This window comes from Arsenicibacter sp. R0_47, from assembly GCF_057652235.1.
The window spans coordinates 17,745-38,627 of sequence record NZ_JBYFCJ010000021.1 but is presented as its reverse complement, the minus strand read 5'-3'; the positions used below and the strand labels follow the sequence as shown (position 1 = coordinate 38,627).

At 52.1% G+C, this 20,883-nt stretch carries 11 protein-coding genes; 7 read left to right on the top strand and 4 right to left on the bottom strand.

Annotated features, from left to right (window positions below):
- Nucleotides 1-142 precede the first annotated feature (142 nt).
- The 4 genes from AC23NW_RS25680 (at nucleotide 143) to AC23NW_RS25665 (ending at nucleotide 4,529) form a co-directional block, all read left to right on the top strand.
- Nucleotides 143-2,710, top strand: a complete 2,568-nt coding sequence (locus AC23NW_RS25680) for an OmpA family protein (RefSeq protein ID WP_487453066.1) — start codon at nucleotides 143-145, stop codon at nucleotides 2,708-2,710.
- 74 nt (nucleotides 2,711-2,784) lie between these two features.
- Nucleotides 2,785-3,594: a 4-(cytidine 5'-diphospho)-2-C-methyl-D-erythritol kinase gene (locus AC23NW_RS25675; RefSeq protein ID WP_487453064.1), complete on the top strand. Its 810-nt coding sequence runs from the start codon at nucleotides 2,785-2,787 to the stop codon at nucleotides 3,592-3,594.
- A 24-nt stretch (nucleotides 3,595-3,618) separates the two neighbouring features.
- Nucleotides 3,619-4,227: a cytochrome c oxidase subunit 3 gene (locus AC23NW_RS25670; RefSeq protein WP_487453063.1), complete on the top strand. Its 609-nt coding sequence runs from the start codon at nucleotides 3,619-3,621 to the stop codon at nucleotides 4,225-4,227.
- Between the two features lie 41 nt (nucleotides 4,228-4,268).
- On the top strand, nucleotides 4,269-4,529 hold the full coding sequence (locus AC23NW_RS25665) for a hypothetical protein (RefSeq protein ID WP_487453061.1): 261 nt from the start codon (nucleotides 4,269-4,271) through the stop codon (nucleotides 4,527-4,529).
- 15 nt (nucleotides 4,530-4,544) lie between these two features.
- Here AC23NW_RS25665 and AC23NW_RS25660 read toward each other — a convergent pair whose 3' ends face one another.
- The 3 genes from AC23NW_RS25660 to AC23NW_RS25650 form a co-directional block, all read right to left on the bottom strand.
- Nucleotides 4,545-5,813: an aspartate kinase gene (locus tag AC23NW_RS25660; RefSeq protein WP_487453059.1), complete on the bottom strand. Its 1,269-nt coding sequence runs from the start codon at nucleotides 5,811-5,813 to the stop codon at nucleotides 4,545-4,547.
- A 90-nt stretch (nucleotides 5,814-5,903) separates the two neighbouring features.
- Complete coding sequence (dxs, locus tag AC23NW_RS25655; RefSeq protein ID WP_487453057.1) at nucleotides 5,904-7,838, bottom strand: 1-deoxy-D-xylulose-5-phosphate synthase; 1,935 nt, start codon at nucleotides 7,836-7,838, stop codon at nucleotides 5,904-5,906.
- Nucleotides 7,839-7,993: 155 nt separating this feature from the next.
- Entirely contained in the window at nucleotides 7,994-9,949 is a 1,956-nt protein-coding gene (locus tag AC23NW_RS25650; protein WP_487453055.1) for a pseudouridine synthase, read from the bottom strand.
- 300 nt (nucleotides 9,950-10,249) lie between these two features.
- On the opposite strand from AC23NW_RS25650, the gene AC23NW_RS25645 reads away from it, so the two are divergent.
- The 3 genes from AC23NW_RS25645 (at nucleotide 10,250) to AC23NW_RS25635 (ending at nucleotide 15,901) form a co-directional block, all read left to right on the top strand.
- A complete protein-coding gene (locus AC23NW_RS25645; RefSeq protein WP_487453053.1) occupies nucleotides 10,250-12,277 on the top strand; it encodes an acetoacetate--CoA ligase in 2,028 nt (675 codons plus the stop codon).
- Nucleotides 12,278-12,435: 158 nt separating this feature from the next.
- Nucleotides 12,436-13,887: a S41 family peptidase gene (locus tag AC23NW_RS25640; protein ID WP_487453051.1), complete on the top strand. Its 1,452-nt coding sequence runs from the start codon at nucleotides 12,436-12,438 to the stop codon at nucleotides 13,885-13,887.
- Between the two features lie 298 nt (nucleotides 13,888-14,185).
- Nucleotides 14,186-15,901, top strand: a complete 1,716-nt coding sequence (locus AC23NW_RS25635) for a S41 family peptidase (RefSeq protein ID WP_293834020.1) — start codon at nucleotides 14,186-14,188, stop codon at nucleotides 15,899-15,901.
- A 59-nt stretch (nucleotides 15,902-15,960) separates the two neighbouring features.
- Here the strand turns inward: AC23NW_RS25635 and AC23NW_RS25630 are convergent, their stop codons facing one another.
- Nucleotides 15,961-20,850 (bottom strand): hypothetical protein, encoded by a 4,890-nt coding sequence (locus tag AC23NW_RS25630; protein WP_487453050.1) that lies wholly within the window; start codon nucleotides 20,848-20,850, stop codon nucleotides 15,961-15,963.
- Nucleotides 20,851-20,883 lie beyond the last annotated feature (33 nt).

Below are 20,883 nucleotides of genomic sequence, written 5' to 3'. Positions count from 1 at the left end.
CTGACCGGCAATGCCTTTCAGGTGAGTGAATTAGCCCTTTCGGGCAAAAAACAGACAAAATGGTAAGCGCCGAATAGTCTATAATTTTTATAGAAATATTTCGTTCGTCGTACAAGACAACTATTAATTTTGTGCAACACGCATGAATAAGCTCGGAGTAATCGGTTTCGTAATGGGCGTATTTTGCCTGGTGGGATTGGTGTCGTGGACACCGGCCGGCCGGGGAGTACTGTCGCATAAAAACCCGGGCCGGACTGCATCTACGTCAATCGGGGATAAGCCCGGTGTTAAAGCAAGCAAGGGGCCACGTGTTACACCGGACTCCCTTCTTCGTCAGGCAGACCGTCTGGCCAGCTGGAAATCCTATGGCCGTGCCATTGAGATTTATTCGCAATTACTGGACGAGACAGACCGCCGCCTGACCACCGCCCAACGTAATAATGCCCTCAGCGGGCTGGCTTACGCCTACCAGCAGGCCGGTGACCTCACCAAAGCAGAACGAACGTACCGGACGTTACTGGACGCCAACCCGAATCCGGACGCTAAATGGGTACTGGCTTTTGCCCAGACGCTTTCCGGCAACGGTAAACTCGCGGAAGGCCAGGAACAATATGACCGCTATTTAAAACTAAAGGAAACAGTTATCGCCCAGCGGGCAGCTGAACAGCCCATCATTGTCGGTGATAAGGGGAAACGTAAGGAGGCCGTAAAGTACCGGCTTGAATACCTCGCCCTGAATACACGGAACGAAGAATTCAGTCCTGCATTCTACCGCGACGGTCTGGTTTATGTCGCGGGCAGCAAAGGCGGCTCAACCATTGAAACGACCGGCAGCGGCGGGGGCTCAGGCTACCTCGACCTGTTTTATGTGCCGAACCGGAATCAGCTCAAAGTTGCCGAAATAATCAATGCGGATGGTACGACGAGTAAAGGCCAGAATGACCGCGTCAAAAATACCAAACGCAACGGGGTAGACGACTACACCCGCCCTACAGCCAACGACTCCCGCACGGTGATGAGTTACGATGGCGGTATCAACATCAGCGAAGGCCTCGGATATGACGCACGGCCTAAAAATCCGGCACAACGTTTCAGCCAGTCGCTGAACACCCGTTACCACGAAGGCCCCGCCACATTCTATCAGGATGGTTCACGGGTCATTTTTACCCGGAATAACTTCAATGGCGGCCGCGCCCGTAAAAGCACTGAAGGGGTTAATAAACTGAAACTGTACACGGCTGTTCAGCAGAACGGCGAGTGGATGAATATTGAGGAATTGCCGTTTAACAGTGATGAATATTCGGTTGGTCACCCGAGCCTGGGCAAAGACCCGAACGGGACTCCGGACCGGCTGTTGTTTTTTGCCTCAGACATGCCGGGTGGCTTTGGCGGCAGCGACATTTATGTATCCCGTCTGGAAGGCGGTACCTGGTCGAAACCGGTCAATCTGGGTCCGGGCGTCAATACCAAGGGGAACGAACTGTTTCCGTCGGTCGATGAAACAGGGAACCTCTATTTTGCATCAGACGGACTAAAAGGACTGGGCGGGCTTGACATTTTCTACGCCAGCATGGCCGGTACCACCGTCCGGAGCGTTGAGCACCTCGACGCCCCGATCAACTCGGCGCAGGACGATTTCGGACTCATTGCCAAAGGAGACCGCCAGTCGGGTTATTTCAGCAGTAACCGCCGCGATGGGAATGATGATATTTACCGCTTCGTCCGCGAAAGCTCCATGTATAACTGCCGGAATCTGACGCTCCGGCTTTACGACACCGATACCGACCAGCCGCTCGACAGCGTGCAGGTAGATATCAAAGCCCGCGGCGAAGGACGCCCCGACCAGCAGGTATTCACCGACCGCAATGGCTTGCTGAAATTATGTCTGGAAGCCGATAACGACTTTATGTTTACGGCTTCTAAAGACGCCTACATCAGCAGCACCATCGGGTTTACGACCCGCTTCCTGACCGATGATCAGCCCAGCCGCCTTGAAATGGCACTGGCCCGGCCAACGATGCTGATTGATACACTCGACGATCCGACATCGGCCTCGGCTAACCAGATCAACCTGAACGCCTCGCGGGTTCGGGGGGTAATCCGGAGCCAGAAAGATAAAAAACCGATTGAAGGCGTTCTGGTAAAACTGCGGAATGACTGCAACGGCCAGATTCTGAGCACAACCACAGGGCCGGATGGTAGTTACGTTTTCAACCTTGTCGAAGGCTGTGATTATACCCTGATTGCCACGAAAGAGCAATACGGTACCAATACCAGCAAGATCAAAAAGCTGCCGAAGAAATCGAAACCGAAAGAGGTATCGGCTGACCTCCGGATGCTTGGCCTCGGCGAGATTGTACCAATCGACGAAATCAATTTTGACCTCGACAAAGTCAGTTTACGTCAGGAATCGCAACGCGAACTGGACAAACTCGTCGCTACGCTGCGCCGCTATCCGTCGATGGTGATCGAAATCCGTTCACATACCGATAGCCGGGGAGATGCCACCTACAACAAAACATTGTCGACACGGCGTGCCCAGTCTGTAGCAAGCTACATTGTCTCGAAAGGAATCAGCCGGAAGCGTATTGTGGCCAACGGATATGGTGAGTCGTTGCTGCTTAACAACTGCACCGACGGAATTATCTGCACCGAAGCAGAGCACCAACGCAACCGCCGGACCGAATTTAAAGTATTAGCCATAAAATAATCCTTGTCTGTTTAGCGGTTTGTCTGTTTGTTTGTTCTCTCAATCAACAACCGCTAAACAGCCAGTAACCCTTTATGGTCGTTTTTCCGACGAGCAAGATTAATATCGGTTTACAGATTACCGAAAAGCGTCCTGACGGATTTCATAACCTACTTTCCTGCTTTTACCCGGTTGGCTGGGGCGATGTGCTGGAACTGATTCCGGCCGATACCTTCGCGTTTTCGGCGAGCGGTATCCCAATTGATGGTCCTCCTGAAAAAAACCTGTGCGTACGTGCCTACAATGCCCTTAAAGCCGATTTTGATCTGCCACCGGTTCAGCTGCATCTGCATAAGCTGGTCCCGATCGGTGCCGGTCTGGGCGGAGGCTCTGCCGATGCGGCGTTTGTGCTGAAAATGGTGAACGAACGGTTTGGGTTAGGCCTGTCGGTTTCACAGCTCGAGGAGTATGCCCGGCCCATTGGCAGCGACTGTGCTTTTTTTATTCAGAACAGGCCCCTGTACTGTGTTGAAAAGGGCGATGTTTTTCAGGAAATTGCCGTTAATTTAGCTGGTTACCATATTGTACTGATTTATCCGGCTCTGGCCATTTCAACGGCTGAAGCGTATGCCGGTATAACACCCGGACAACCGGCCATTCCGCTGGACCAGCTGCTGCAACAGCCGGTCGAAACATGGCGTCACACAGTTGTCAACGACTTTGAAAAAAGCCTTTTTCCGCGCTATCCGGTGTTGCAGGAGGTAAAAGAAGCGTTGTATGAACTTGGGGCAGTTTATGCCAGTATGAGCGGTTCGGGATCTACGATCTATGGAATCTTTGCACAGCAACCGGAACTCAACGGCCAATTCAGTCATTATACTATATGGCAGGGTAAATTACTCTGAGCGCAAAAGGCATTCGTATTCAGGATGAGCAATATTTTCACGAAACGGCGGGAGCCGTTCCGCTTCATGGTCTGGCTGGGCATTGCTGGCAGTGTGCTCCTGTTTTTAGTGCTTCTGGCCACCTATCTCTTACGGAGCGGTGGCCCCGGCTGGAAACAGGTGGCCTTACCGAATGTCTTTCTGCTGAGTACGGTTGTTATTCTGCTGAGCAGCCTGACCTTACATACCGCCAATCAGGCATTCCGCAACGAGCGTTTTCCGATGTATCGTACCTACATGGGTATGACGCTGCTGTTGGGTATTCTGTTCATCGTTTTACAAGCCTGGGGATGGCGGCAAATGGTACTGGCCGGCATTGGCCTACAGGCCAATCCGGCGGGTGGATTTGTCTATATTCTGTCAGGCCTGCACCTGCTGCACATCCTGATCGGACTTATTTTCCTGACCATTGCCTTTGCAGAAGCCCTCCGCCGCCGGCAGTATATTGATGCTTTTGTCTACAGCGTCAACCCGCCTAACCAGCTCAAAATCCGGCTTATAACCTTATACTGGCACTTCGTGGATGTGCTCTGGCTAGTCGTCTTTATCTTTCTCCTCATCCACCACGGTATCAACTGGCGGTTTACGCTATAGTTTTTTGTTGCTGATCCTTTTCAAGGTTGTTAATAGTTCTGATGGTTTCTGAGTTGCTGATGGTTTCTAAGGTTGCTGAGTTACTGATGGTTACTGGTAGTTCTGATGGTTGTCACAGGTTAGTAAGAACAATCAGCAACAACCAGAACAACACAGCAACAAACCAGAACTACCAGCAACAAACCAGAACTACCAGCAACAACCAGAACAACACAGCAACAACCAGAACAACACAGCAACAACCAGAACAATACAGCAACAAACCAGAACAATACAGCAACAACCAGAACAATCAGCAATAAAAAAGAACAAAAAGTTTACCCCAGGTCTTTGACAACCAGCTGAACGGTATAGCGGCTTTTCTGCTCCAGCAGCACCTTTTTGTTGACGCAGACACGGTCAATCGTTTCCTGATTGTAATAGCGGATGGTAATCAGTTCGAGGCCGCCGTTGTAGCTTACGCGGAAGTCTTCGCGCAGCCGGTCGATCAGCGCCGGTATCTTTTCGGGGTGATTATCCACAACCACCGAAAAGCTGATGGCCGTGTTCTGCATCAGGTTAATCTTCATGCCTGCTTCGGCAAACCGGCTGAAAATCCGGCTCAGGTTGTCTTCGGCAATAAACGAAAAGTCTTTAGGGTGCAGCGAAATCAGGGTTTGGTTAACCTTGAAAATAAAGGACGGTACCGACAGGTGATTGTTAAACTCTCCGACTACCGTTCCCGGTGCCGCAGGCTCCAGAAATGACCGGACATAGAGCTTAATCTTTTTATTTTGAAGGGGTTTTATCGTTTTCGGGTGAATGACCGTGGCCCCGTAATACGCCAGTTCAATGGCATCCTGGTAGGTCAGTTCCGGAATAAGCTGCGTTTCATCGAACCATTTCGGATCTGCATTCAGCACACCGGGCACGTCTTTCCAGATCGTTACATCATCTGCATTCAGACAGTAGGCAAAAATCGCCGCTGAATAGTCGGAGCCTTCGCGGCCAAGCGTTGTCGTATTGCCGTCTGCCGAACGCCCCATGAATCCCTGCGTAATGGTGATGGTATCGGGCGGGATGCTTTTACTGTAATCCTGAATGAGCCATTCGGTCTCGTCCCAATCGACTTTACCTTCGCGGAACGTACCGTCAGTACGGATCAGCAGCCTGGCATCGGTCCACCTGACGGGCATTTTCAGCTTACGGAGATAAGCGGCAATGATTTGCGTGGAAATAAGTTCACCCAACGAAACAATCAGGTCATACACCTGGTCGAATGAGCCTTCGACCGGGCGCTGGAGGTAGGTCTTTACTTTTTCAAACGAATCCAGCACAATCTGGAAGGTCTGTGCAATGTCTTCGCCCGCCAGGTCGCGCATAATGGCTTTGTGGTATGACCGGACAGCCTGCCACCGGTTTACGGCCTCTGCCGGATTACCCTGATAATACGCCGCGGCCACATCTTCCAGCGCATTCGTGGTTTTACCCATGGCCGATACGACCACAACCAATGGCTGACCCTGATAAGCCTGTAGAATCCGGGCAAGATTGCGTACACCTGCCGCATCTTTGACAGACGCTCCTCCAAATTTAAAGATTTTCATAAAGTCCGGGTTAGTATAGAAACGCAAAACAGGATTAACGGCACCTGCCCGAAGCAGTTACCATTAACCCTGTCCTAAAATACGGAAATATTAAATCCTGACGGATGAACCCGCAAACATTAATTCACGGACGGCTTCCGCAATGCCTTCCGGATCGAAACCACACTCCCGGTGCAGTTCAATCTGTTCGCCGTGTTCGACGATGGCATCCGGAATACCCAACCGTTTTACACGGGCCGCATAGCCGTGATCAATCATGAACTCCAGTACCGCACTGCCGAAGCCCCCTTGCAGACAGCCATCCTCAACCGTCAGTACGCGGTCGAAGCGCTGGAAAATCGTATGCAGCAAGGCTTCGTCCAGTGGTTTGGCAAAACGCATATCGAAATGCGCCGGCCGCAGGCCTTCTTTTTCAAGCATGGCCGACGCCTTGACGGCATAGTTACCGATTGGCCCGAACGTCAGAATGGCAACACCCTCACCGTCCTGTACCATCCGGCCTTTGCCGATCTGGATTTCTTCAAACGGCGTCCGCCAGTTCGGCATCACGCCTTCGCCGCGCGGATAACGGATCGTAAACGCCTGTTTGCCGGACTGAATGGTATCTGAGGCGGCCGTAAACATCATGTTCCGGAGCTCTTTCTCATTCATCGGCGACGCCACAATCATATTCGGAATGCACCGCATGAAGGCAATGTCGTAGGCACCGTGGTGGGTCGGACCGTCGGCACCGGCAAAACCGGCACGGTCAAGGCAGAATACCACCGGCAGTTCCTGAATACAGACATCATGGACGACCTGATCATAGGCCCGCTGCATGAATGTCGAATAGATGTTGCAGAACACCACTTCGCCCCGTGTTGCCATACCGGCCGAAAACGTCACGGCATGCTGTTCGGCAATACCGACATCAAACGCCCGCTCCGGAATGGCTTTCATCATGAGGTTCATCGACGAGCCTGACGGCATGGCCGGTGTTACACCCACAATCCGTTCATTCGCCTGCGCCAGCTCCACCAGCGTATGTCCGAAAACATCCTGATACTTCGGCGGTTGCGGCGTTTCGTATACTTTTTTCTTAATCTCACCCGTCACCTTGTCGAACAGACCCGGCGCGTGCCACTTGGTCTGATCTTTCTCGGCAGGGCCATACCCTTTGCCTTTTACCGTCACACAGTGCAGCAGTTTGGGACCGGGAATATTTTTCAGGTCTTCCAGCACGCTCGTCATATGGTCAATATCATGACCATCAATCGGGCCGAAATACCGCAGATTCAGCGATTCAAACAGGTTACTGCTTTTCAGGAGAGTAGCTTTCATGCCTGCTTCTACCTTTGACACAATTTCCTGCGCACTCTTGCCGAACGTACTCATCTTACCGAGCAGATTCCAGACCTCATCCTTTACCCGGTTATAGGTATGAGAGGTGGTAATATCGGTCAGGTATTCCTTGAGCGCTCCCACGTTCGGGTCAATGCTCATGCAGTTGTCATTCAGCACGATAAGCAGATTGCTGTTGGTAGCCCCTGCATGGTTCATGCCTTCAAACGCTTCACCGGCGGTCATTGCCCCATCGCCGATCACCGCAATGTGGTGACGGTGCATCTGGTTTTGCAGCTGTGAAGCCACAGCCATACCGAGCGCCGCTGAAATCGATGTTGAGGAGTGACCTACACCAAAGGCATCATAGGGGCTCTCTTTCCGTTTCGGGAAACCCGACAGCCCGCCATAAAACCGGTTGGTATGAAACTTATCCCGACGGCCGGTCAGAATCTTGTGGCCGTATGCCTGGTGGCCTACGTCCCAGATCAGCTGGTCATCGGGTGTGTTGAAGATGTAGTGTAATGCGACCGTAAGCTCGACAACACCGAGGCTGGCACCGAAGTGACCGCCATAAACGGATACGTTGTCAATGATAAACTGACGAAGCTCGTCACAGACTTGCGGCAGTTTTGTTTTGTCAAGCCGCCGGAGATCTTCGGGCGTATTGATGGTGGCTAAAAGTTTACCGGGAGTGATTAACATACGCGACGACGAGAAGTGCCTGTCATGCAACAACTAACTTAACCTACCTTTTGTTTTGTGTCTCTTCGAAATGACAGTTTTGAAGAGTTCGGAGCGAATGTAATGGATTTTTCAATACACGTGCCCCTCTTTATGGAAGAGGGGCACGCGGCTCCTTAAAAAAACTTCAGCTTAACGACTTCTTTTGGTTCAAGGAAGCGCCATTTTCCGCGTGGTAATTCCTTTTTAGTCAGGCTTGCATAGGTTGTACGATCCAACTTAGTTACCTCATAACCAAAATGTTCGAAGATACGACGTACGATCCGGTTACGGCCGCTGTGGATTTCAATACCAATCACCTGCGCATCCGGCGTAACAATGCCTAAATCGTCCGGCTTGATGAGGCCGTCTTCCAGTTCAATCCCGTTCCGGATCGCTTCGAAGTGCTCCTCGGTCAGCGGTTTATCCAGTTCGGCCTGATAAATTTTCCGGACGTTGTTAGACGGATGCGTTAATTTTTCCGCCAGCTCACCGTCGTTAGTCAATAACAGGAGACCGGTTGTGTTACGATCCAGACGGCCAACCGGATATAACCGGAACGGGCCGGCATCAGCTACCAGCTCCATTACGGTGCGGCGTTCTTCCGGATCGTCAGTTGTAGTGATATAATCTTTCGGCTTATTCAGCAGGATATATACTGTTTTCTCTGGGTTCAGGATTTTTGTACCAAACTTTACCTTATCGTTTGGCTTAACCTTGTAGCCCATTTCGGTAACGACTTTGCCATTCACCGAAATATCTCCGCTGGCAATCAGTTCATCCGCTTCACGGCGCGAGCAGATACCGGCGTTGGCAATGTAGCGGTTCAGGCGTACCGTTCCGTCATCGACCGTCTTTTTGCCACCTTCTTCACGGGCGGCGGCTTTTTTCTTACCGGCCGGCATTTTTTCACGTAACGCATCGAGGTTGTACGTCGGTGCTTTTTCGAACTTACCTACGCGGCGCTCACGGCTGTCCATAGTCTGTTCCCGCGAAAAACGGCCGTTTTCTGCCTCTTCCTGACGACCAAGTCTGCGTCCTTTCTTTTCGTCACGGTCTTTGCCGAAGCGCGGCTTGCGATCATCGCCATCACGGTCGAAGCGTGGTTTACGGTCATCACCGTCGCGGCCGAAACGTGGCTTGCGGTCATCACTGTCGCGGTTGAAGCGTGGTTTGAAGTCGCCGCCATCACGGTTAAACGGTTTACGGTCGCCTTCTTCACGATTGAAACGTGGCTTGCGGTCATCGCCATCGCGGTTGAAGCGCGGTTTGAAGTCGCCGCCATCACGGTTAAACGGTTTACGGTCGCCTTCTTCACGATTGAAACGTGGTTTGCGGTCATCGCCGTCGCGGTCGAAGCGTGGTTTACGGTCATCACCGTCGCGGTTGAAGCGTGGTTTGCGGTCATCGCCATCGCGGTTGAAGCGCGGTTTGAAGTCGCCGCCATCACGGTTAAACGGTTTATGATCGCCTTCTTCACGATTGAAACGTGGTTTACGGTCATCACCGTCGCGGTTGAAGCGCGGTTTGAAGTCACCGCCATCACGGTTAAACGGCTTGCGGTCGCCTTCTTCGCGGTTGAAACGCGGCTTGCGGTCACCTTCTTCGCGATTAAAACGTGGTTTGAAATCGCCGCCATCGCGGTTAAACGGTTTACGGTCGCCTTCTTCACGGTTGAAACGCGGCTTGCGATCACCCTCTTCACGGTTAAACGGCTTGCGGTCACCTTCCTCACGGTTGAAACGTGGTTTAAAGTCGCCGCCGTCACGGTTAAATGGTTTGCGGTCGAAACCGCCACTGCGTGGGCGTTCTCCCCGCTCATCATCCGACCGGTTAAACCGTGGCCGGTCGCTGTCGCGGTTAAAACGCGGTTTATCGTTATTGTTATCGAATGGTCTGTTTTGTCCGAACCGGCGCTCGCCGTCTCCCGCCCCGCGCGGACGGTCAGTACTGCCGGAATCCCGGCGCGGTCCGCCGGTCTGGCGTCCTTCGCCACGGCGGTTATTGCCAAAGCGGTCGTCGTCGCGACGGCCAAATTTCCCACGTCCACCCTCGCGGCGGTCGTTTCCTTCGAAGTCGTTATCTCGTTTCATGGAATTGTACAGTAATAGTTACTGTTGTCGACATGCATATCTGCTGATTATCAGCTTGTTTTTACTTATAGCTTGTAAAAGGGATGCAAAGTTACAGCTTTTCTGATTAATGCCGGAATAAAGCCTGTCATGCATCAAAAAAAGACATTTACTACACCAGACATCAGTACTTACTTTTTAGCCCGATTTACGTATTTTGGCACCTGCAATGCCCGTTACTTAACAACGTAATTTTCCCTGAAAACAATCCCGAAGGGGTAGCAATCGTTAGTGGTAAGTTGTTAGCTTACTTATTAACCCATGCAGGACTCATCTTTTCGGGCTAACGACTACCGGCAGATGACACAGAAACAAACATCTTCGTATCTATGGAAGCCTGACCGCCGATTTATCGAAAATTCGACACTGAAGCGGTACATGGACTGGCTTTTTGTCAAAAAGGGATTATACATCCGGGACTATGACGACTTGTGGGACTGGTCTGTTACCGACCTGGAGGATTTCTGGGAAAGCATTTATCAGTTCTTCGATATACAATCACATTCCGTTTACAGGGACGTACTGGACCGCAACCCCGACGGCATGATCGGCACGGAATGGTTTACCGGCGCAACCGTTAACTACGCCGAACATGCCTTCCGGTTCAAAAACAGGCAAACCCCGGCGATTCTTTTTCATTCGGAGCGGACAATGGCGGCCGGTCTCCAGCCCGTCGCTGTTTCGTGGGTACAGCTGGAAGAAGAAGTAGCGGCCGTGGCGGCCTACCTGCGCTCCGTCAACGTTGGCCCCGGCGACCGCGTGGTATCCGTACTGCCTAACATCCCGGAGGCAGTAGTAGCCTTTCTGGCCACCAGCGCAGTCGGCGCTATCTGGTCGAGCTGCTCGCCGGACTTCGGCACCAGCAGCATTCTTGACCGGTTTCAGCAAATTGAGCCGAAAGTACTCTTCGCGGCCGACGGGTATACCTACAACGGCAAACCCATCGAAAAAATCAGCGCATTCCGCGAATTGCGTCAGCAACTGCCCACGCTCGAAAAAGTCGTCTGGCTCCCGTACCTCAATCCTGACAGCCGGCTCGAATGGAGTATCAACTGGGAGGAGGTGCTGAATACCCCCCATACCGGCCTCGAATTTACGCCCGTTCCGTTCTCGCATCCGCTCTGGGTACTTTACTCGTCGGGAACAACCGGCAAACCGAAAGCCATCACTCACAGCGTAGGCGGCTGCCTGATTGAACACCTGAAAACACTGGCGCTGCATCAGGACGTTAAGCCGGGTGAGCGCTATTTCTGGTACTCGACAACGGGCTGGATGATGTGGAATTTCTCGGTGGCTTCACTGCTGGTAGGGGCCACGCTGGTCCTGTACGACGGCTCAGCGGCCTACCCAACAATGAACGTCTTGTGGGATCTGGCCGAACAGCTCAGCGTTACCCATTTCGGGGGAGGTGCTGCGTATTACCTGGCATCGCTGCGGGCCGGTCTTGAGCCCGCGAAAACCCATTCGCTGGGGGCGCTGCGTTCGATCGGATCAACCGGTTCACCCCTGCCAAACGAAGGATTCGACTGGATTTACCAGTCCGTAAAGAAAGATGTCTGGCTTATTTCGTTCAGCGGTGGCACGGATATATGCAGCGGTTTCGTGGGGGGATGCCCGATATTGCCGGTTTACCGGGGCGAGATTCAGCGCCGGTTGCTGGGCTGTAAGCTCGATGCATTCGATGAGACCGGCGAACCAGTCCGCGATGCACTGGGCGAGATGGTTATTCTGGCGCCGATGCCCTCTATGCCCATCTATTTCTGGAACGACACAGATAACCAGCGCTACGCCGACAGTTATTTCAGCAACTTCGGGCCGAACGTCTGGCGGCACGGCGATTTTATCAAAATCACGGGCCACAACGGTGTCATTATCTACGGCCGCTCCGACGCAACCCTCAACCGCGACGGCGTCCGGATCGGTACGGCCGAGATTTACAGCGCAGTTGAGCAGTTGCCCGAAATTGCCGACAGCCTCGTGATCGGGCTGGAGAAGGAGCACGGCGGATATGCCATGCCTTTGTTTGTGGTTCTGAAACCGGATCAGACACTGAACAGCGAGCTCATTGACCGGATTAAAAAAGCGTTGCGGGCCCAATGCAGTCCGCGCCATGTGCCCGATGCGGTTTTTGCGGTTCGCGAAATTCCGTACACTATCAGCGGCAAAAAAATGGAAATGCCGGTGAAAAAGATCCTTTCCGGGTTAGACCCATCGCTCGTGGCGGCCAAAGACACCATGCGCAATCCCGATGCGCTCGAAGCCTTTGTCGCCTACCAGGATCAGGTCTGATGCTGTAACCTTTTTTAATTAAAAGCGAATTAATTCACTTACCCCCTGCAACAGACCTGTAAGCCAATAGCGTAATGGTTTATGAGAGCGTTAATACTGCGTGGCAGTGTTTTCCTCTAGTTGACTAGCTCTATTGGTTTACTAAATAATCACAGTTTATGCTCACAAACTTTTCACTGCGTCAGGGTTGGGTACTAGGGTTGATGGCCATCAGTACATGGGTAGTAACGGGTTGCAAAAAAGCAGATGATGCGGTCACACCGGCACCGGATCCGGCATTGGCAGAAAATGGTCTGGTAGACAACTGGATTCTGTCGAATATGCGTGATCTGTATTACTGGAACGACAAACTACCGGCGAAGCCGGATACAACACTTGCTCCGGCAGATTTCTTTGATTCGATTCTCTATAAGTACGATGCCACACTGCGCCCTGACGGCGACCGCTTTTCGTGGATTGAAGACGACAGCCAGTCACTTGAAGCAGAGCTGAGCGGGCAGAGCAAAACAACCGGTATGGAATTTAACCTTTATCTGCGATCGTCAGGTTCTGATGCAGTTATCGCGCAGGTCCTGTATGTGCTGCCTAACTCACCGGCCGCTAAAGCAGGACTTGTCCGGGGCGACATTATCAGTAAGGTAAACGGTACCTCACTCACGAAAACGAACTACTACGCTCTGCTCTTCCAGCAAACGTCGTTTACGTTCGGACTGGCAAAGGTGAGCAACAGCACCCTGGTCGATACGGATGACACCCGCAGCGTTACGGCTGAGACCTTTCAGGAAGATCCGGTCTTTATGGATTCCGTTTATACCGTCAATGGTAAGAAAGTCGGTTATCTTGTGTATAACCTCTTCACGCAGGCTCCTTACGGGAGCACAGGTACACAATATGATAATGAAGTAGATGCGGTCTTTGCCGGTTTCAAGGCGCAGGGTGTCACCGAACTGATTCTTGACCTGCGCTACAACGGCGGCGGTGACGAGCGGTCGGCCATTAATCTGGCCAGTCTGATCGGAAAAAATGTAGACAACACGAAAGAGTTCTTCCATGAAGAATACAACTCGCAGGTAACCCAGTACCTGAAAAGCCAGTATGGCAGCAGCGTGTTTGTTAACAATTTCACGAACAAAGCCCAAAGCATCGGCGCTAACCTGAACCGGGTATTTGTGCTGACTACGGACTGGACAGCATCAGCCAGTGAACTGATCATCAACGGCCTTAAACCATACATGTCTGTGGTTACGATCGGTTCGACAACCTATGGCAAAAACGTCGGTTCGACAACGATCTCCGACGATACCGGCAAAATCAAATGGGGGCTGCAACCGATTATCGTAAAGGCGTACAACAGCCTCGGCCAGTCGGACTATACAGGCGGATTTGCCCCAACGGTTGAGATCGAAGAACCGATTACCCTCAAACCACTGGGCGATGTGAACGAAGACCTCCTGAGCACGGCACTTCAGCAAATCAGCGGAACCGGCAGCGGTCGGTTCGGTATCCGCAACAACAACCCGCTGACCGTTATCGGCTCATCGGTACAGCGTAAGGCAGGGGGCAGTAATTTCTTTGTACACCTGAAAAGCCTGCCGATAAAACCGCTCTGAGTCTGGCGAGAAATCAACAGAGTTGTTGGGGAAGCTACACAGTAGTTTCCCCACTTTTTTTACCAGGCACTAAGTGAGTATACCGTTAAATCTGTATCTGTCATGGTTTTGGCCCTTTTTGTGTAAACTTTCTTCCACACACATACTTTTTTTACAAAAATCTTTTTTTTGGCAAACATTATGCCTTTCGTAATACGTTATCGGCGTATGTGTGGTGTAAAGAACGCTTTGTCTTATCGCCATAAACATAAACCCGTCAGGCACAACCAGGGATACAACTTTAATTTACTAATGGGCTATGGCAGAGAAAGAGGAGTTCGGCATTAAGCGCGATAAGCCAATACAAAACAACAAAGCCACCGTACGGCTACCCATGATGCTGGGTGTTACGATGGCTGGCGGTATTCTTATCGGGGCTACTTTTTTCGGAGGTTCAAAGAACCTCAACAACATTGGACGAGGCTACACCAAATACAAAGAGATCTTACAACTCATTGAAAACAACTACGTTGATACGGTAAATACCGACGAGCTGGTTGACTATTCAATCGGTAAAATGCTTGAAAAACTGGATCCGCATACCAGTTACATGAATCCGGACGACGCCGTAGCGGCCCGTACGCAGCTGGAAGGTGGATTCGACGGTATCGGTATCGAGTTTAACCTTTACAAGGACACCGTTTATGTGGTAACCCCGCTGGCAGGTGGCCCGTCGGAAACGGCCGGTATTCAGAGCGGAGACAAAATCCTGAAAGTCGACGAGAAAGCGCTGACGGGTAATAAAGTCGACAACGGTTCTATTTTTCAGGCCCTGCGCGGCCGGCGGGGAACCGAAGTCCGGCTGACGATCCTGAGCCGTGGCGAAAAAAAGCCTAAAGTCGTAACGGTCGTGCGTGATCGTATCCCGACCTATTCGGTAGATGCAGCGTATATGGTTGACGATAAAACGGGTTATATCAAGGTGAACCGCTTCTCGGAAACCACGTATGATGAGTTTAAAACGGCGCTGGCTTCTCTGAAACAGCAGGGGCTGCAACAGCTCATGCTTGATCTGCGGAATAACCCTGGCGGCTACATGGACCGCGCTACGAGCCTGGCCGACGAATTTATCGGTGGCAACAAGCTGCTGGTTTATACCAACGGCAAAGACAGTCGCTACGACCGCCAGACATTTGCCCGCATTGCCGGCCAGTTTGAAGACGGCCCGCTGATCGTTCTGGTCGACGAAGGCAGCGCCTCAGCCTCGGAGATTGTGGCCGGTGCGCTTCAGGACCATGACCGTGCACTGATCGTTGGTCGCCGGTCGTTCGGAAAAGGACTGGTTCAGATGCCGGTGCAACTGTTCGACGGCTCGGAGTTACGCCTGACTATCTCACGTTACTATACGCCGAGCGGCCGGAGTATCCAGAAACCCTATGTGCCGGGTCACGAAGGTGATTACGAAAAAGATCTGGAAGCCCGCTCGAAACGTGGTGAGTACTTTATCGCCGATTCGATTAAGAATGATCCGAAACTGCGGTTTAAAACAGACGCAGGCCGGTTAGTATACGGTGGCGGCGGGATTACGCCAGACTACTTTGTACCACGCGATACAAGCTGGCAGACCCCATACATAGCACAGTTGTTTGGCAAAAACCTGCTGCGGGAATACGCGCTGGAATATGCTAATGACAACCGGAAGAAATTCGAGAAAATACCATTTGCTGAGTTTAACCGGACGGTTAACTTCGACGATGATCAACTGAATAAACTGGTAAGTCTGGCCTCATCTGAAGGCATTAAGCCCAATCCGGCTCAATTCGCCCGCTCGAAGGAATACATCCGGACGCAGTTGAAAGCTTATGTAGCGCGCTACCTCTATCAGCGAAACAACCGCAATGGCCAAAATAACGAATATTTCAAAGTGGCCGGTGAAGTTGATGATACGTATCAGAAGGCCCTGACGTTGTTTGACCGCGCCCGCCAGCTTGAACACGGAACGTATACGTACGTCCCGAAAGGCGAACGGAAGTAATGGTATAAAAAATAACTCCCCGAAAGTTTTAAACTTTCGGGGAGTTAAAAATGATCTGATCAGAAGCCTTCCTGCTTCTCTTCTTTTTCTTTCTTCTTCTCTTTCGGCGCGTCTTTCTTCACCACTTTAGCGCCTTTCGGCTGTGGTTTCGGCCGCGTTTTATACTGGTCTAGGTAAAGCGCCATAAACTGCTTTTTCTCTTCAGCCTCACCCGCTACAATTTCAATAGTACCTTTGGCGGTATTTTTTGACCCAGCCAGTAAACGGTCGTTAATCTCCTGCTCCGATGAAACAATCGAGAGCGTACCGCTCGGTTTATAGTCATAGAATACCCACACATCCGGCGAAGCCTCGAGGAGGATACTGAACTCATCACCGTTGGCCGTCTTCCGGATCTCGACAAAGCCATCCATCTGCGCGTTGATATCGGTGTTGTTCATATGCGACACCCCGAGCTGACCGGTGCTGTAGAACGCCTTGAACTTATCGGACCAGCGCAGGTTGACATTTGACAGCACCAGCGCCGTATTCAGCTTCGGCGACGCCTGTACCAGGGGTACGTGGGCATTCTGCGCTTTCAGACGGTACGCCTCCGTCTCTTTCTGCCCGATCAGGGGAATCATTTTATCAGCCAGCTCATTCAGGTCGTCATCGGCCGGATCGTCGTTTTTCTCGTCGAGGTTGGTTTTGACAATCTTGTCGGCAATGGCCAGATTCAGCGGTTCCGGAACCGGGAACGCAAACGACAGTAAGGCGTTGATATCATACTTCACACTATCCACATTCACCCGCGCCGAGCCTGCCGATGACACCAGGGCCGGTGCCGCCGGATTTGTTTCCGACGTGGTTGTAATCAGGCCCAGCTTACCCTTGAAGATCATGATGCCTTTGGGGTCATTGAAGGTAAAAGCGCCTTCGATATCTTCCAGCCCGTCGGCGCCTTTCTGTACAATGCGGTAGACTTTTTCTTTTTCGTCATAACGCATCACCCCGTTTGCCGTAAACAGGTCTGCATCCTTCGGATCTTCTTTCGGCGACAGGAACGTCGGGTAAAGACCAGTTCCGTCTGCCCGTGCATGGATACCGGCTACCAGCGGCTGATCGCCTTCATTTTTCAGGTTTTTATCGACTTTTACCTCAATCCGCTCCACGACTTTTTCCTTAAACGGAATCCAGCCGCTGACCAGGTCCTGCCGCTTCCGCAGCACCGGCTTGATCGATCCGTCGAGTGCGAGGTCTTTGTCAGGCGCCTGCATCACAATGTCGCCTTTGAACGCAATCCGCGGGGCCAGCATCAGGTTGTCCTTCTCCTCAATCTCAGCTCTGGCTACGGTAAAGTAAGTCCGGGCGGGCGCATTGGTTGTCTTCTTCTTAGACCGGCTTTCCTTCTCTTTTTCCTTTGTCTCCTTCACATCCCCTACCATCGCTTTTTCAGCGGCCGACAACGGACTTGCCGACGCCAGGGCGGTTGGCGTGCCAATGCTTTCTTTCAGCTCGAAGCTACCCATTTTGATATTCGCCGTGTCTCCCGCAGCGGTGGCAAACTGGTAGGTTGCATCGCCGGAGAAGCGGGTTCTCGACACAATCTGGATATTCCCGTTTTTCATCCGGTGGTGCAGGGTGATGGTATCCAGCTCGATACGGGCATTTTTCAATGCCGCCATCTCGCCGTTCCGGCGGATGGAGACCAGCCCTTTATCCGGGTAAATCCGTGCATCGGCCGAGTTGACATGCGGAACGCCGCTGATATTCAGCGTCATTTTTTCAATATCATAAATCGCCGCTGCCCCGTTGAAGGTCAAGCCTTCCAGTTCATCACTTGTGCCGGTAAACGTCGACGTTTTCACATCCCCTTTCATCGCAATGGTTTTGGCATTCATGTTCCACTGCGCCCGGCTGATGCTCGTTTTGTAGGCGGCATACGGGAACTCCATGCTTGATTGCAGGGTGTCATCAATGCTCTGCGTCTTTTTCTGGTTAATAGCCACATTGACAATGCCCTTAACCTGATTAAAGTCAACATCGACGGCACTGCCTAACAGAATCGGTTTGTTGGCCACATTCCGCTGGGCTGCATCAGATACGATCCGGAATTTCGCGTTATCAGCAAAGAAGCCCTCTTTGTTGAACTTAATGCTTTCCGATAACGTCTCCGAATCACTCCGGCGCAGGGTACCATTGCCGAAAAGACCCGTTGCCCGCACGAGCAGATTGCCGTCCAGCTTGGTTGTCCCGTTATAGAAGTTGAAGTTGTTCTTCTGGGTCATAATCACCATACTGTCGGCCTTCGGAAACCACTTCATACTGTAGTTATTCAGCTGCACCTGCGGGTAGTAGCCTTTCCCGATCAGTCCTTCCTTGATTTCGCCCTTGTCGCCGGATGCCAGCAGTGAGTCGGTCATGAACAAAATGCCGGTTGCTGTCAGGTTGCTTGTCAGGTGATGCAGCATACCTTCCGACCGCAGCCCGCTTTTGTCCATTTTAATTTCGCCCGTAAACTTCACATTTGACTGATTCGGTCCCGGTTTGCTGCCGTATACCGGATAGCCGGTGGCCGGTGCCTTGTGCACAAACCCGAGCGTGTTATCAGCCATGGTTTTTAGCTCAGCCTTAAACGGCGGGAAGATACCGTCGGAGTAGAATGTACCCACAAACGAAATATCCCCCTTGCCGATGCTGTCGTTATCGATGGCCGGGATTTTGAAATAGACCTTTGTGTTGTAGGTAATATTGCCCCGATCCGGCTGGTTGAAGTAGACCGTCATCCCTTCCGGCATTACCAGCCGCTGGGTGGTCTTTTTGTCTTTCATCCGCCCCGACTTATTGTCGGTTGTTGCGAAATACACCATCCCCGGCTTTTCATATTTGATATCACCGCCAATCTCCCCGCTTTTGCCCTGGGCAGCCAGCTTTTGGGGCGTAAAGGTGATGGAGTCAATTTTGTTCAGGTTCATCCCGAACTTATCGTAATCGAATACCAGGTCACGGCCCGAATACCGGAAGTTGCCCGACTTCAGCTGGCCATTCAGCGTAAATGAGCGGTTTTTGCCGATTTTGAGCGTTTTGTCAGATGGCCGGCCAAATATTTTGAGCGAATCACTGATGGTAAACTGCGATACCCCCCGCACGACCAGATACTTGTCGTTCAGGTTAATCGTCGCATTCTTAACACTGTCGTTCGAGTTGAAGTATGACTGAACCTGGAAGTTGTCGTAATCTTTTTTGTCGTTGTAGGCCAGCACATACAATATCCCTTTGCGACTCAGGTGCATCATTCCGTTGGCTTCCCGGTCGATATACCCCTCCTGCACCATGCGGTCCAGCGTACCGGCCATTGTGCCCGGGTTCACTTTGGCAAACTGTGCAATATCCTCAGGGAAGAAGCTCTGCGTTTTCTTAACGGTAATGTAGTTACCGATCAGCTGCAGCGGGTGGTAGCCGTAATCTACCGACAGGTCGGAATAGCGCTGCGGATGGAAATAATCGTAGGATTCGAAGCGCACCGGCACCTCACGTTTGGCCCCAACCTGGTAAAAGTCAACCTTCTGGCGACCAAGATCCCAGCGTACCACCTCCGGCTGAATGTAGAATTTATGGTATGAATCGGCAAACGGCACCTGACCGTAGCCTGTCCGGTCAACGCGGTTCAGCCACGCAATTTTCTGCGGTTTCGAATACTTAAACTGCACGGCCGGGTGCGTAACCGAATCGGCCGGCTGAATGTAGCCGACAAACTGTACGGCATTCCCTGTAATGAGCGAGTCGCTGAATTCGAACCGGCGGCTGCTCGCTTTAAAAGCAGGTTTACCGGCATGTTTTACCAGCAGTACCGCCGGCTGCCCGCTGGCCGACGCCCCGACGACCTGCACACCGATCAGTGCCAGCCCCCCCCGGTACTCAATGTCAGGGCCAAGGTCGGGAATGGTTACGTTGTTCTGCCACGACACAAACCGCGGATACTGGGCGGCCTGACCGGCAACCCGTTTTTTACTCACGTATTCCAGTACCCCTTTGATGGGTTTTGCCTTGTCAAAGTTCAGCGTCACATCGTCGGCTGACAGGCGCGGGTTCATGGTTACCATTGCATAGTCGGCCAGGGTCACCGAAATATCCGAACGGCCGGCAATATCCCACGTCAGCTTACCGTCTTTACCGACAAATACCCCGTCTTTCAGCAGCAGATCACCGCCGGTATTCGACACAATAACCGAATCGCCGTTGGCAACAATGGACAGAAAGACCTCCTTTACCGTCAGCACCGGACCTGTTACGGCCGGAAGCGCCCGTTTTTGCGGAATAAACACATTGCCGTACTGCTTAGGCTGGGTCGTATCACGTTGACTGGGCGGGGTACCCCAACCGTCATCGTCCAGCACACGGGTAGCGGCCGAACCGGTATTAGCCAGCGGGTCAGTAACGGTACCATTGGCCGGTGCCGTGGCGTTTGCCTCAATGTACCGGAAGCTGAACGTACCGCCCTCTGCATAGAGCTTATTGTAGTTGCTGCTGTAGAATAACCGCCGTTCCAGAAACAGCCGCGCCGTTTCCATTACCCGCGTAAAAGCCTTAGGGTCGTTGGCGTCGAACTGCTTTTCGGCCACCAGAATCAGGTTATCGATATCGGGTGGCGAGACGTTTTTCTGGGTATACAACGCATGATAAAGCGCCTGAAAAAACGGGGCGAAATGGGTCGCCGGCTGGTAGCGCTTTGTGTTCATTTTCCGGCTTAACGCGATAACGCGCTCTTTTTGCGGCTGACTTAACCGGTTGTCGGCCCAAAGCGACTCCAGATCCTTCTGGGCCTTTGCGGCCACAGGCCCGCCGGTGGCCATCAGTTTCTGGAGATCGGTCAGGAACTGGTCGGGATTTTCGGAAAGTTTAATGGCTTGTGCGAAGGCCATTGAGCCAGCCAGCCAGCTTGCGAGCAAAAGCAGGTAAACACGTTTCATAAACCGCATCTGTTGTATTCAACTACGCGGGCC